The following is a 13,856-nucleotide window of genomic DNA, read 5'->3' as shown; positions in this document are numbered from 1 at the left end:
CGGCGAGGGAGCGACACGCCGCGGACCTGGCCGGATGCGCTCAGCCGATTCCCACCACTTCCCGGGACTTACCCGAGTCCCGCACCGAGAGCCAGGAGCCACGGCGCGCCGACGAGGATCGGATCGAGCCACTGGTGGGACTTGTCGACTCGCGTGCTCTTCGCACGCTCCGCCGGTCCGTTATGGGTGAACTCCGCCCGGACTCCCGTTTCCGTCACCGGGTTGTCCGGTCGCCCGGAAACGAAGGAACGCAGATGCGACTCGACCGCGTCGACACGATCGGCACCGAGCAGCAGGAGCCAGTGCGCGGCACGGCCTTCACTGAAACGGCGGTAGGCGTACTTGCGGATCATTCCGGACAGGCCCTTGGGCGGGCACGCCGTGCCGAAGACCGGGGTGACGAAGGCATGCTCGACGGATCGTTCCCGTGGCCACCTCTCCTCCTGTCGCTCGGGGAAGGTCCATCGCGCACCCGATGCCTCGGGGTCGAAGCGCTCTTTCGGTACCGACGGACGGTCCGCGGGATCGATGTCCACACCCCATCCGGGAATACGTGCGCGCAACGCATCGGCGTCCGGCGGCTGTGGCGCGCTCGGGACGTAGGCGGTCGGAAGTTCGTGTTCTGCCATCACGCAGCCCTCTCATCCGGCATCCGGCACGATGACCGGCTTGATGCACTCGTCGAGTTTCGCGGAGAAGATGTGGAATCCCTCGGCGATGTGTTCCAGCGGAATCCTGTGCGTGACAAGCTCGTTGGGCTTGATGTAACCGTTGCGAATATGTTCGAACAAACGCGGCCACTGGCGTTTGACCGGGCACTGATTCATCCGCAGCGTCAAACCCTTGTTCATCGCGTCGCCGAATTTGACGGCACTGAACATCGGCCCGTACGCCCCCATGACCGAGACCGTTCCGCCCTTGCGGACCGAGTCGATCGCCCAGTTCAATGCGATAGGTGATCCACCCTGCAACTTGAACTTCGCCGACGTCACGTGCTGGAGGAAGTTGCCGTCGGCTTCCGCGCCTACCGCATCGATGACCACATCGGCCCCGAGATAGTCGGTGGCCTTCTTCATCTGCACGACGATGTCGTCGTATTCCGCGAAGTTGTAGGTCTCGGCGTGAGCGAAGGTGCGTGCTTTCTCGAGTCGATACTCGAGGTGGTCGATCACGATGACTCGGCCGGCGCCCATGAACCACGAACTCTTCGCGGCGTACAGCCCTACCGGGCCGGCCCCGAAGACCACGACGGTGTCGCCCTCGGTGATGTCACCCAACTGGGCACCGAAATAGCCTGTCGCCAGCGCGTCGGTGCACATCAGCGCGTCTTCGTCGTCCATCCATTCCGGGATCGGTTCGGGCCCGACGTCGGCGAACGGCACTCGCACGAATTCCGCCTGGCCTCCGTCGTATCCGCCGCAGGTGTGCGAGTAGCCGTAGATGCCGCCCACTGCCGTGGCATTCGGATTGACGTTGTGGCAGTTGGAATACAGCCCGCGTGCACAGAAGTAGCAGGATCCGCAGTACACGTTGAACGGCACCATCACCCGGTCTCCGGGCGTCAGATTGCGGACCGACGGCCCGACCTCGTGCACCACGCCGATGAACTCGTGACCGAAGGTCATCCCGACACGCGTGTCGGGCATCATGCCGTGGTACAGGTGCAGGTCCGAACCGCAGATAGCCGCTCTCTGCACGCGCACGATCGCATCGTTCGGGTGCTCGATACGCGGGATGTCCTTCTCTTCCACCCGGATCTTGTAGGGCCCTCGGTACACCATCGCTTTCAAGTCGCCTCCCGGGTCTCCTCGTGGTTCGTGGCACGCGGGTACCCCCTCGGATACGTCCGATGCACGACCGGGCCGATCAGTTCCGGGGAGATCTCACGATCTCGGAGGTTTGGTCGCGTTTCGCGGTGGTACCTCCCCACCCCAGGACTCAGAAGTCCCGACACGAAAGGGAGAGAATTGTTCCGTCACACAGATCACCTCCAGTTCGACGTCAAACCCGAGAAGCCCGATCCCGTCTACGCCCGCAAACTCCAAGAACTCATCGGCGGCGCATACGGCGAAATGACCGTCACCATGCAGTACCTGTTCCAGGGATGGAACTGCCGGATGCCCGGCAAGTACAAGGACATGATCATGGACGTCGCCACCGAAGAAATCGGCCACGTCGAAATGATCGCCACCATGGTCGCCCGGTTCCTCGAAGGCGCACCGGCCACCGAATCGACCAAGAACGCCGCCGCCGACCCCGTCGTCGCGGCCGTGCTCGGCGGAATGGACCCGCAACAGGCCATCGTCTCCGGCGGCGGACCGACGCTGTCGGACAGCAACGGTGTGCCCTGGAACGGACGGTTCATCGTCGCGAGCGGCAACCTGCTCGCCGACTTCCGGGCCAACGTCGCTGCCGAAGCGCAGGGCCGGGTACAAACCGCGCGTTTGTATCACATGACCGACGATCCGGGTGTCAAGGACATGCTGAAGTTCAACCTGGCGCGCGATACGTACCACCAGAATCTGTGGCTCGCGGCGATCGAGGAACTGCAGGCCGACGGGATCGAGCCGTCCCCGATCGCACCGAACGCGTTGTTCGACGAGGAGCATTCCGAACATGCCACGAGCTTGTGGCATCTGTCGGACGGTGTCGCGTCGGATCAGGGCCGGTGGGCGCACGGTACCGGTCCCGACGGGTCGACGCCGATGTCGTTCCTGGCCGATCCGGTTCCGCTCGGTGATGTGGCCAGTGCGCCGCCGCCGGATCCGAAGCTGTATGCGACCTATGACGGGTCGCAGGGTGAGCCGCGTTCGGCTGCGCTGGGCACGGAGAAGGGGCTGATGGGCAAGATGAAGGACGCCCTCGATCCCGAAACGCCCTGATCTGTTGACCTGCGCGCGGGCCCGCGTCCTCCGGGACGCGGGCGCGCCGTTGTCGGAACGCTCCCCACATGTGAAGGCAGGCATGTGAAGACCCCGCCGACGCAGGCGCCGACGGGGTCCTCCCGGAAGGTTCGCAACACGTGGCCGACTGCGAACCGGGCACGGTGACCACTTTCGTGGCCAACCCCGGATAACCGGACGGCACGGACTCAAACAGTCACAACGCGGAGCGTCGAACTTTCACTGCACCGAAGTCTCAGTGCCCGAAGTTTCAGTGCCCGAAGTTTCAGTGCCCGAAGTTTCAGTGCACCGAGGACGTCTTCTTCCGCTTCGGAATCAGGTGCATCACCAGGACCACCAGTGCCCCGAGAACGAGTCCGACGAGGGCCGAGACCACGGTCCCGGAAGTCCAGGACAGGACACCGCCGAACCCGCCGTGGACGAGTTCACCGAACCAGTGCTCGAGATCGTGAAGCCGGTCGGCGGGCCAATGGAATCCGGCCTCGCCGACATTGATGATCAGGATGTGCCCGCCGACCCACAGCATCGCGGCGATCCCCACGACGGTGAGCACGGCCATCACCTTCGGCATCGCGGCGACGAGTCCCCGGCCGACCCGGCGAGCGAACGACGACTGCCGCTGGGCGAGCGACAGTCCCACGTCGTCCATCTTCACGATCAGCGCGACCACGCCGTACACCAGCGCGGTGATGAGGAGCGCCACGACGATCAGAACCATCAGCCTGGTGAGGAACGGTTCGGACTCGACCGACGACAGCGAAATCACCATGATCTCGGCGGACAGGATCAGATCGGTCCGGATGGCTCCGTTGACCATGGTCTTTTCGAGTTCCGGTCCGGACTTGGGTGCGTCCGCGGCCTCGTCCTCGTGATGGCCCCCGGTGAGGGCCTCGTAGACCTTCTCCGCTCCCTCGTAGCACAGGAACAGGCCGCCGGCGATGAGCAGGTACGGCAGCGCTTGCGGCAGGAACTGGCTGAGGATCATCGCCACCGGGAGGATGATCAGGAGCTTGTTGCGGATGGAACCGATCGCGATCTTGCGAATGATCGGCAGTTCGCGATCCGGGCTGAATCCGTGCACGTAGCGGGGAGTGACCGCGGTGTCGTCGACGACCACTCCCGCGGCCTTGACGCTCGCGCGACCGGCCGCTGCGCCGACGTCGTCGATGGACGCCGCTGCTGCTTTCGCGAGCGCCGCGACGTCGTCCAGCAGGGCGACGAGACCACCAGCCACGGGAAACCTCCACAGTTCGGTCGATCGAGCGACGCGCGGTCGCGGGTCGACCTTCAAACGGTAGCCGATCGCCCGCCCGGCCCGACAGCCCGTCGGTACGTAGCCGGACGAGTGACAACCGCTCCACCTCGAGAAGAACCGGAACGGCGCCGACGACAGCGGGCGCCACACCCGAAGGTGTGGCGCCCGCTGTGGACTATGAACTCGCTCAGTGCTTCTCGGGACCGATGTGGTACTCGAACACCAGGCCGGCCGACGCCGCGAGGATCAGCACCACGGCACCCGCGATCATCCAGGGCTGGAAGAACGCCAGCGAGATGGCGGCGAAGGATGCCGACGCGGCCAGCAGGATGGGCCAGAAGCTGCCCGCGCTGAAGAATCCGAGGTCGCCGGCGCCATCGCTGATCTCGGCATCCTCGTAGTCCTCGGGGCGAGTGTCGAGACGCCGAGCCACGAACCGGAAGTACGTTCCGATGATGAGGGTCAGTCCGGCGGAGAGCACGATGCCGGTGAGACCCGCCCACTCGATGCCCGTACGGGACAATCCTGTGAAGGTTCCGTACACGATCGCGACGAGCACGAAGAACACCGTCGTCACTTCGAAGAGCTTGGCTTCGATTTTCATATCAGCACTTGTCCTTGTCGATGAAAGGCGAAGAGACGGGTCACTCGCTGGCGCCGGATGCGGAACGGTCGGTGCGATCGGTCTTGAACGGGACCGTCGACGTGGCGACGGGGCTCTGGCCGATGGCCTCGAGTGCGGCGGCGTTGGACAGACCCTGTCCGCCGTCCTCGACAGGCTTACGAAGGTCGATGAAGCGTGCGAAGTCCTCGGGGCTCACCGCGCGGACCTCGAAGTTCATCATCGCGTGGTAGGTGCCGCACATCTCCGCGCAGCGACCGACGAAGGCGCCCTCACGCTCGATCTCCGAGATCTGGAAGACCGGGTCGGAGTTGTTCTGGATCGGGTTCGGGTTCACGTCACGCTTGAACAGGAACTCGGGGACCCAGAACGAGTGGATGACGTCCGACGACGCGAGGTAGAACTCGATCCGCTTGCCGGTCGGGAGGACCAGGACGGGAACCTCGTTGCTGGTGCCGATCGTCTCGATCTTGTCGTAGTGCAGGTAGGACAGGTCTTCGACCGGGGCACCGTGGATCGGGCCGAGTTCGGCGTGCGCATCCTCCGCATTGGGGATGTCGATCTGCACTGCTTCCTCGGCGGCCTCGTCGATGCCGTTGTACGGCTGACTTCCGTCCTGGAGGTCGATCGAGCGGTAACCGAACTTCCAGTTCCACTGGAAACCGGTGACGTCGACGACGACGTTGGGGTTGTCTTCCTTCTCCAGGACGTAGTTCTGCACCACGACCGTGAAGTAGAAGAGGACACACACAGCAACGAACGGCGCCGCCGTGTACGCGAGCTCGAGCGGCACGTTGTATGCCGTCTGCCGCGGGAACTCCGGGGAGTCCTTCCGTCGCCGGTAGGCGATGATCACCCAGAAGGTGAGGGCCCACACGAGAATTCCCATGACGAGGGCGGCGACAACCGACCACGTCCACAGGTCACGCATACGCTCGGCTTGGGGGGTCACGCCCTCCGGCCAGCCGAAACGAAGGACTTCTTCGCTCGAACACCCGGTCAGCACCAAGGCTGCAATGCCGAGTGATGCTGCGAGCCCGAACCGCCGAAGGATCCGACCTTGCGCCACGTTCACGCCTTCCTGATCGCTGCAATTTCAGTAGGGCACACCAAGAGGGCCAGCCCAATTACTACGCAGCGTAGACCAAACCCGGCCGCTATCCATCCTCGGGGCACGAAGAAAGTGTCGCGCCTGGGGATTCGCCCGGAACGTACCGACGTGACGACGGTTTTTGCGCGGTGCCGCCCGCTCGCCCTCCCGGCTGTCTGCGGCATACTCCAAGGGAACAACGACGAACGTCGGCGAACAGTTCCCACGGCCCTGAGCGGTGGTCGCCGGCTGGTTCGCTTCTGACACCCCGAACGGAATGAGGTACCGAACGCGTGTGCGGCTTGCTCGGGTTTCTGACCACCGACGGCACCAGCGACGAGGCCGTCGCCCAGGTGGCGTCCGCAATGCACTGCCTCCGGCATCGCGGCCCGGACGAACACGGCACCTGGAATGATGCCGATCTCGTCTTCGGGTTCAACCGACTGTCGATCATCGACATCGCCCATTCGCATCAGCCTCTGCGCTGGGGGCCTCCGGAGCAGCCCGACCGGTATGCCCTGACCTTCAACGGCGAGATCTACAACTATCTCGAACTGCGCAAGGAACTCGCCGACGAGTTCGGGGCGACGTTCGAGACCGAAGGCGACAGCGAGACCATCGTCGCGGCGTACCACCACTGGGGCGCCGAGGCCGTGCGCCGCCTGCGCGGAATGTTCGCGTTCGCGATCTGGGACACCGTGAACCGTGAGCTGTTCCTGGCACGCGACCCGTTCGGCATCAAGCCGCTGTTCCTCGCGACCGGCACCGCCGGCACCGCGTTCGGCAGCGAGAAGAAGAGCCTTCTCGAACTGGCCGACCTGATCGGCATCGGTACCGAACTCGATCCGCGGGCAGTGGAGCACTACACGGTCCTGCAGTACGTGCCCGAGCCCGAATCGCTCCACAAGGAGATCCGCCGGCTCGAGTCGGGTTGCTACGCGCGACTGACCCCGGGAGCGGAGCCCGAGATCACGCGGTACTTCGAACCGACCTTCCCGGTGCGGCCCTTCGCGGCAGGCCGCGAGCAGGATCGCTACCGCGAGATCGCCGACGCGCTCGAGGATTCTGTCGCCAAGCACATGCGCGCGGACGTGACGGTGGGTTCGTTCCTGTCCGGTGGCATCGACTCCACCGCCATTGCGGCTCTGGCGATGCGCCACAATCCGAACCTCATCACGTTCACGGCCGGCTTCGAGCGGGAGGGATATTCGGAGGTCGACGTGGCCGCCGAGTCCGCCGCCGCGATCGGTGCGCGCCACGTGGTGCGGGTCGTCTCCCCCGCCGAGTTCGCCGCGGCCATTCCCGAGATCGTCTGGTACCTCGACGACCCTGTCGCCGACCCGGCGCTGGTGCCGCTCTGGTTCATCGCCAAGGAGGCCCGCAAGCACGTCAAGGTGGTGCTCTCGGGCGAGGGCGCCGACGAACTGTTCGGCGGTTACACGATCTACCGGGAGCCGCTGTCGCTGCGACCGTTCGAGTTCCTGCCTCCGGCGCTGCGCCGCGCCGCAGGCAGACTGTCCGACCGTATTCCCGAGGGAACCCGGGGCAAGAGCCTGCTGCATCGCGGGTCGATGCCGCTCGAGGAGCGCTACTACGGCAACGCGCGGAGCTTCAGCGACGCGCAACTGCGGTCGGTGCTGCGCGAGTTCCGGCCCGAGTGGACGCACCAGGACGTCACCGCGCCCATCTATGCGCGGTCGGTGGGCTGGGATCCCGTCGCCCGCATGCAGCACCTGGACCTGTTCACGTGGCTGCGCGGCGACATCCTCGTCAAGGCCGACAAGATGACCATGGCGAATTCCCTCGAGCTGCGCGTCCCGTTCCTCGATCCCGAGGTGTACCGCGTGGCGTCGCAGGTCCCGCTGGACCAGAAGATCACCAAGGACACCACCAAGTACGCGCTGCGTAAATCGCTCGAGGGCATCGTCCCGTCCCATGTCCTGCACCGCGCGAAGCTCGGGTTCCCGGTGCCGCTGCGGCACTGGCTCGCCGGCACCGAGCTGTTCGACTGGGCGCATCAGGTGATCGCCGAGTCCGGCACCGACCACCTGATCGACAAGGCCGCGGTGACGAAGATGCTCGACGACCATCGCGTCGGCACGGTCGACCACAGCCGCCGGCTGTGGACCGTGCTGGTGTTCATGATCTGGCACGGCATCTTCGTCGAGGAGCGCATCGTTCCGCAGATCCAGGAACCGGCGTACCCCGTCGAGGTCTAGGCACCACACGCACCAAGACAGACGGTCGTGGCCACTCCGCCGAGCGGAAGTGGCCACGACCGTCTGTTGTCGTTCCGAGGGCCGGAGCCCGGTGAACTAGAGGATGGCGGCGATGTCGTCCGCGGCAGCCGCACCGTAGGCGTCGGCGAGACGCTTGAGCGCATCGGCCCGGTCGAAGGTCCACTCCTGCGTCCCGGTGGTCTCGAGGACGTGCACCGCGACCAGCGAGCCGAGTTGCGCGGCACGTTCGACACCCAGTCCTGCGCGGTGGGCGACGAGGAAGCCCGCACGGAAGGCGTCGCCGACGCCGGTCGGGTCCACCTTCGCGCGGTCCGGGACCACGCCGACGTGCACCCAGTTGCCGTCACGGTCGACGATGTTCGCGCCGTTGCCGCCGAGCGTGGTGATCCGCATGCCGACCTTGGCGCCGATCTCGTCCTCGGTCAGACCTGTCTTCTGCTGGAGCAGTCCCCACTCGTATTCGTTGGTGAACAGGTACTCCGCGCCCTCGATGAGCTCGGCGGCCTGCTTGCCGTCGAGGCGCGCGAGCTGCTGGGAGGGGTCCGCGACGAACGGGACGCCGAGCCGGCGGCACTCCTCGGTGTGGCGGATCATGGCGTCGGGGTCGTTGGCGCCGATCAGCACGAGGTCGACTCCGTGTTGTGCCACGACATCCGCGATCGAGATCTCGCGGGCCTCCGACATCGCACCCGGATAGAACGACGCGATCTGCGCCATGTCCTCATCGGTCGTGCACACGAACCGAGCCGTGTGCGCGGTCTCGGAGACATGCACGGACGCGCAGTTCACGCCGTGGTTCTCCAGCCAGCCGCGGTACTCGGCGAAGTCCGCGCCGACCGCGCCGACGAGCACCGGAGAACCGCCGAGCACACCCATCGCGAACGCGATGTTGCCGCCGACACCACCTCGCCGGACGACGAGGTCGTCCACCAGGAAGCTCAGCGAGATGTGTGCGAGCTGGTCGGCGAGCAACTGTTCGGCGAACCGGCCGGGGAAGCGCATGAGGTGATCGGTGGCAATGGAGCCGGTCACAGCGATGGTCACGTGGCTGTACCTTTCCGCAGGAATCGGGACGATGAGGCACTCGGGACGAGGCCGTAGCGCCCTCACGGTACCCGGAGACACGAGAGGGCCCCGGTGCTCTCGCACCGAGGCCCTCTCGAGACCGACTCAGTTGAACGAATCACCGCACGCGCACGAACCCGTGGCGTTCGGGTTGTCGATCGTGAAGCCCTGCTTCTCGATGGTGTCGACGAAATCGATCGCCGCACCTTCGACGTACGGAGCGCTCATACGGTCCACAGCGAGCTTGACGCCGGCGAAGTCCTTGATCAGGTCGCCGTCGAGACTGCGATCGTCGAAGAACAACTGGTATCGAAGACCGGCGCAGCCGCCGGGCTGCACGGCGATACGCAGTGCGAGGTCGTCACGGCCCTCCTGATCGAGAAGTGCCTTCGCCTTGGAGGCGGCGGCCTCGGTCAGGACGACGCCGTGAGTGTCGGTTTCTTGCTGCACAGTCATGGGCGCTCCCTGTATTTCGTGTCGGACCTGTGGTTCGTGTCGGACCCGGATGCCTCAACGGTACCGCGCCCGGATGTATTCCCCGTGAACGAGTCGCGCAACACAGTGGTATTGCAGCCTGGTTTACCCGTTCTCGCGAATATCCCATAGCCTGGAAGGGTGAAGTTGCTACGCCGCGGCGGTTCCGACGAGTCCGCCGACCACGAGGTTCCCGTGCCCGAGGCCCTGCCCGACGGGGAGGCTGTCGCCGCCGCCCCGAAGGTCACCACCGGCAAGGGCCGCCCGACGCCCAAGCGCCGAGACGCCGAAAGTCGCCGTCGCGGCCCGGTCGCCCCGGCCCCGATGACGGCGAAGGAAGCGCGCGAGCGGCGCAAAGCCGCACGCAAGTCGCAGTCGAAAGACCAGCGCAAAGCCGCTGCAGCCGAGCGTCGCGCGGCCGCATCCGAGCGCCGTAACCGGATGCTCGCCGGCGAAGAGAAGTTCCTGCTTCCCCGCGACCGGGGCCCGGAGCGCGCGTACGTGCGCGATCTCGTCGACAGCCGCCGCAACCTCGTCGGCCTCTTCATGCCGCTCGCGCTGGTGCTCATCATGTCGATGTTCCTCGGCCCCGTCGTGCAGCAGTACGTCACGCTGGCGATGTTCCTCCTGATGCTGCTGATGGTGATCGAGGGGATCTACCTCGGCCGTCTCGTGAACAGGAAGGTCCGCGAGCGTTATCCCGACTCCGCCCAGGGCGGATTCGGGCTGGGCTGGTACGCGTTCGTCCGCGCGTCGCAGATCCGCAAGCTCCGCGCGCCGCTCCCCCGGGTCAAGCCCGGCGACGCCGTCTAGGAATCTTCGCCCGCTCGGCACACATCGTGGTTTTCGGCCGCGGCCCGCTCGTCCTCGGACAATTCGGGCTGCGGCCGATTCGTCTCTCCGGGCCGGAAGGCGTTGGTCCGCCACCAGGCCCGCGCCACCCACCGGGGCCGCGCAGCCGGGAGGAACCGGCCGATCTCCGGCGCGGCCGCGAGTGCCAGGAGAAAGCCCATGATCACTATGATGTCCGCCATAGTGCCAGCCTGCGGGTGATGATCTCCGAGCGAAAGTGGCAGAAAAGACATCCATCGTCGGATTTGTGCCACAGGGCGAATTGATAGCGTCAGTCGGTGATTCCCCACGCGAGAGGTGACATGTGACCAGCACCCCCGGCTCACCCGCCGGTATCGAGTTCCCCCAGCTGACCGCACCGGACAGGGAGGTGCGACTCGTCGCCGAGGAACGACAGCGGGACCTGACCAAGCCTGCCGGCTCACTGGGCCGTCTCGAGGTCCTCGGTTGCTGGGTCGCCGCATGCCAGGGCGAAGTTCCCCCGCACCCGTTCCGGCGGCCCCGCGTCGTGGTCTTCGCCGGTGACCACGGAGTCGCACGCAACGGTGTCTCCGCATACCCGCCGGAGGTGACGGCCCAGATGGTCGCCAACCTCGTAGCAGGCGGAGCAGCAGTGAACGTCCTTGCCGGCGTTGCCGGAGCAGGCGTCCGCGTCGTCGATATGGCGGTGGACGGCGACACCCCCGCCGAGGTGTCCACCTTCAAGATCCGGCGCTCGAGCGGGAGCATCGACCGCGAAGACGCGCTGACCCACGACGAGACGGTACGGGCGGTCGAGGCCGGTCGCGCACTCGCCGACCGAGAAGTCGACGAAGGAGCGGATCTCCTGATCGCCGGTGACATGGGGATCGGCAACACCACCCCCGCCACCGTCCTCATCGCGACGCTGACGAGCACCGAACCTGTCGCCGCCGTCGGCCGCGGCACCGGAGTCGACGACGCCGGCTGGATGCGCAAGGTCACCGCCATCCGCGACGCGATGCGGCGTGCACGTCCGCACACCCGAGATCCGATCGCCCTGCTGCGCACAGCGGGCGGTGCCGATTTCGCCGCCATGGCGGGATATCTGTCGCAGGCTGCGGTACGCCGCACGCCCGTGATCCTCGACGGCGTCGTGGTCACCGCTGCGGCGATGGTGGCCGAAGAACTGACCCCGGGCGCAGCACGATGGTGGGTCGCCGGGCATCGGTCCGCCGAACCGGCCCACACGATCGCGCTGCGCCACCTGCGACTCGAACCGATTCTGGATCTCGACATGCGGCTGGGCGAAGGATCGGGCGCGGTGGCCGCACTCCCCGTCGTGCAGGGTGCGGTGGAGATCCTGGCGAGCATGGCGACGTTCTCGGAGGCCGGAGTCAGTACCCGCGACGAGGCTCCCACCAAGACCGCCGGGTGATGCTGCGCCGGTGGATCGACGGCGTGTCGCTGTCGCTCTCGTGGCTGACCGTCCTTCCCGCGCGGGGCCCGCACGACATCGACAGAACGGTCGCAGGCCGGGCGATCACCGCCGCTCCCGTCGCCGGCCTGGTACTGGGTGCAGCAGCGGCCGCGGTGTCCTGGGTAGCGAGCACCGCCGGTGCGCCGGTCTTCGCCACGGGACTGCTCTGTGTCGGTGTGCTCGCCGTCGGGACCCGTGGGATGCACGTCGACGGGCTGAGCGACACGGCCGACGGTCTCGGTTGTTACGGACCGCCCGAACGTGCCCGGGAAGTGATGCACAGCGGCGGAGCGGGGCCGTTCGGTGTCGTCGCGTCGATCGTCGTACTCGGCATTCAGGCGGCGTCGTTCGGCGCGCTCGCGGACGCCGGTGGATGGGCGGCGATCCTCGTTGCGGTAGCCGTGGGCCGGGTCGCCGTGGTGCTCGCGTGCCGCCGAGGAGTGCCCGCGGCGCCGGGAAGCGGCTTCGGCACCCTGGTGGCCGGAACGCAGGGTCCGCTTCCGATCGCGCTGTGGCTGGTCGCGGCGACAGCCGCTGCCGTCCTGACCACGCCCGCAACGCCGTGGCTCGGCCCGCTTGCCGTACTCGTGGCGCTGGTGTTGTCGGCTCTGTTCGTGCGGCACTGCGCCCGCCGGTTCGGCGGACTCAACGGCGACGTGCTCGGCGCGGCGCTGGAAGGCACGGTCGCGGCGGTCGCACTGGTGGCTGCGACCGCGCTCTGACAGAGCCGACCGGCCGAAACAGAGAAGGCCGCGACCGTCGGTACGGTCGCGACCCTCTCCGGGTGCAGATCTCTGCGGGCTGATCTACGCGCGCAGCGTCGTCATCCAGCCGTGCGTGTCGGCGAACGTGCCGCGCTGGATACCGGTCAGCGTGTCGCGCAGCGCCATCGTCACCGGTCCCGGCTCGCCGTCTCCGATGATGAACTCGCCGTCCTTGTCCTTGATTCTGCCGACCGGGGTGATCACGGCTGCGGTTCCACACGCGAACACCTCGGTGATCTCCCCGCTTGCGGCCTTCTCACGCCACTCGTCGGTGCTGATCCGCTGTTCGTCCACGACCAGACCGGAATCCGTGGCGAGAGTCAGCAGCGAGTCGCGGGTGATGCCGGGCAGCAACGACCCCGACAGTTCCGGGGTGACGAGACGCGCATCCGCGCCGGACCCGTACACGAAGTACAGGTTCATCCCGCCCATCTCCTCGACGTACTTGCGTTCGATCGCGTCGAGCCACACCACCTGGTCACAACCCTGCTCGGCGGCGTGGGCCTGCGCGACGAGCGACGCCGCATAGTTGCCGGCGAACTTCGCGGCACCCGTGCCGCCGGGCGAGGCGCGCACGTATTCACGCGAGAGCCACACGCTCACCGGGCGCACGCCGCGCGGGAAGTAGGCGCCGGCGGGAGAGGCGATGAGGAGGTATCGGTACTCGTGGGCGGGCCGCACGCCGAGTGCAGGCTCGGTCGCGAACATGAAGGGCCGCAGATACAGCGACTCCTCCCCGCCCGCCGCGGGAACCCACTCGTGGTCGACGTCGAGCAGTTCGCGGACCGACTTCTCGAACAACTCCGGCGGCAGGTACGGCATGGCCAGGCGCTCGGCGGACCGGTTCATCCGCGCCGCATTCTCACTCAACCGGAACGACGAGATGCTGCCGTCCGCCTGCCGGTACGCCTTGAGTCCTTCGAAGATCGCCTGGCCGTAGTGCAGCACCATGGCAGCGGGATCGATCTGGATCGGGGCGTACGGCTCGACCTTCGCGTCGTGCCAGCCCACACCTTCGGTGTAGGTGATCGACACCATGTGGTCGGTGAAGTACTGCCCGAATCCGGGCTCGGACAGAATCTCCTGTCGCCGCTCCGCAGAGCTGGGTGAGGAATGCGGGACGCGGACGAATTCGAGGACACCTGTCATGAAC

14 protein-coding genes are annotated in these 13,856 nt (G+C 66.6%); 5 read left to right on the top strand and 9 right to left on the bottom strand.

All coding sequences use genetic code 11. The features are described 5' to 3' along the window. Window positions 1-68: 68 nt before the first annotated feature. Complete coding sequence (locus HF886_RS06355; protein WP_169651815.1) at window positions 69-629, bottom strand: hypothetical protein; 561 nt, start codon at window positions 627-629, stop codon at window positions 69-71. 12 nt (window positions 630-641) lie between these two features. Continuing rightward, on the bottom strand, window positions 642-1,790 hold the full coding sequence (locus HF886_RS06350) for a zinc-dependent alcohol dehydrogenase (RefSeq protein WP_169651814.1): 1,149 nt from the start codon (window positions 1,788-1,790) through the stop codon (window positions 642-644). Window positions 1,791-1,967: 177 nt separating this feature from the next. Between HF886_RS06350 and HF886_RS06345 the strand changes: the two genes are divergently transcribed. Further along, entirely contained in the window at window positions 1,968-2,882 is a 915-nt protein-coding gene (locus tag HF886_RS06345) for a manganese catalase family protein (protein WP_169651813.1), read from the top strand. A 301-nt stretch (window positions 2,883-3,183) separates the two neighbouring features. On the opposite strand, the gene HF886_RS06340 is transcribed toward HF886_RS06345, so the two are convergent. The 3 genes from HF886_RS06340 to HF886_RS06330 all read right to left on the bottom strand — a co-directional run bounded on the left by HF886_RS06340 (window position 3,184) and on the right by HF886_RS06330 (window position 5,855). Further along, on the bottom strand, window positions 3,184-4,137 hold the full coding sequence (locus HF886_RS06340) for a DUF808 domain-containing protein (RefSeq protein ID WP_169620202.1): 954 nt from the start codon (window positions 4,135-4,137) through the stop codon (window positions 3,184-3,186). 208 nt (window positions 4,138-4,345) lie between these two features. Beyond that, window positions 4,346-4,762: a cytochrome c oxidase subunit 4 gene (locus HF886_RS06335; RefSeq protein ID WP_169620203.1), complete on the bottom strand. Its 417-nt coding sequence runs from the start codon at window positions 4,760-4,762 to the stop codon at window positions 4,346-4,348. A 40-nt stretch (window positions 4,763-4,802) separates the two neighbouring features. Continuing rightward, complete coding sequence (locus HF886_RS06330) at window positions 4,803-5,855, bottom strand: cytochrome c oxidase subunit II (RefSeq protein WP_169620204.1); 1,053 nt, start codon at window positions 5,853-5,855, stop codon at window positions 4,803-4,805. A gap of 308 nt (window positions 5,856-6,163) precedes the next feature. Here HF886_RS06330 and asnB point away from each other — a divergent pair, with 308 nt between their 5' ends. Continuing rightward, complete coding sequence (gene asnB, locus HF886_RS06325) at window positions 6,164-8,089, top strand: asparagine synthase (glutamine-hydrolyzing) (RefSeq protein ID WP_169620205.1); 1,926 nt, start codon at window positions 6,164-6,166, stop codon at window positions 8,087-8,089. A gap of 96 nt (window positions 8,090-8,185) precedes the next feature. Here the strand turns inward: asnB and HF886_RS06320 are convergent, their stop codons facing one another. Then, entirely contained in the window at window positions 8,186-9,154 is a 969-nt protein-coding gene (locus tag HF886_RS06320) for a carbohydrate kinase family protein (RefSeq protein ID WP_169651812.1), read from the bottom strand. Window positions 9,155-9,280: 126 nt separating this feature from the next. Further along, entirely contained in the window at window positions 9,281-9,631 is a 351-nt protein-coding gene (locus HF886_RS06315; RefSeq protein WP_169620207.1) for an iron-sulfur cluster assembly accessory protein, read from the bottom strand. A 159-nt stretch (window positions 9,632-9,790) separates the two neighbouring features. On the opposite strand from HF886_RS06315, the gene HF886_RS06310 reads away from it, so the two are divergent. Further along, the gene (locus HF886_RS06310; protein ID WP_169620208.1) at window positions 9,791-10,462 is read left to right on the top strand and encodes a DUF3043 domain-containing protein; all 672 of its coding nucleotides are present in this window, start codon (window positions 9,791-9,793) and stop codon (window positions 10,460-10,462) included. Here the strand turns inward: HF886_RS06310 and HF886_RS06305 are convergent. Further along, a complete protein-coding gene (locus HF886_RS06305; protein ID WP_169620209.1) occupies window positions 10,459-10,683 on the bottom strand; it encodes a hypothetical protein in 225 nt (74 codons plus the stop codon). The genes HF886_RS06310 and HF886_RS06305 overlap by 4 nt on opposite strands. A 122-nt stretch (window positions 10,684-10,805) precedes the next feature. Here HF886_RS06305 and cobT point away from each other — a divergent pair, with 122 nt between their 5' ends. After that, complete coding sequence (gene cobT / locus HF886_RS06300; RefSeq protein WP_169651811.1) at window positions 10,806-11,897, top strand: nicotinate-nucleotide--dimethylbenzimidazole phosphoribosyltransferase; 1,092 nt, start codon at window positions 10,806-10,808, stop codon at window positions 11,895-11,897. Continuing rightward, window positions 11,897-12,661 (top strand): adenosylcobinamide-GDP ribazoletransferase, encoded by a 765-nt coding sequence (locus tag HF886_RS06295; protein ID WP_169620211.1) that lies wholly within the window; start codon window positions 11,897-11,899, stop codon window positions 12,659-12,661. Before cobT ends, HF886_RS06295 begins: the two co-directional genes overlap by 1 nt. Before the next feature lie 84 nt (window positions 12,662-12,745). Here HF886_RS06295 and HF886_RS06290 read toward each other — a convergent pair whose 3' ends face one another. Next, on the bottom strand, window positions 12,746-13,852 hold the full coding sequence (locus HF886_RS06290; RefSeq protein ID WP_169651810.1) for a branched-chain amino acid aminotransferase: 1,107 nt from the start codon (window positions 13,850-13,852) through the stop codon (window positions 12,746-12,748). Between the last annotated feature and the right edge of the window lie 4 nt (window positions 13,853-13,856).

The sequence above is a fragment of the Rhodococcus sp. 105337 genome (assembly GCF_012844225.1).
Classification (GTDB): Bacteria; Actinomycetota; Actinomycetes; order Mycobacteriales; family Mycobacteriaceae; genus Rhodococcus.
The sequence above is the reverse complement of the archived record's forward strand: the minus strand, read 5'-3'. Positions and strand labels throughout refer to the sequence as shown.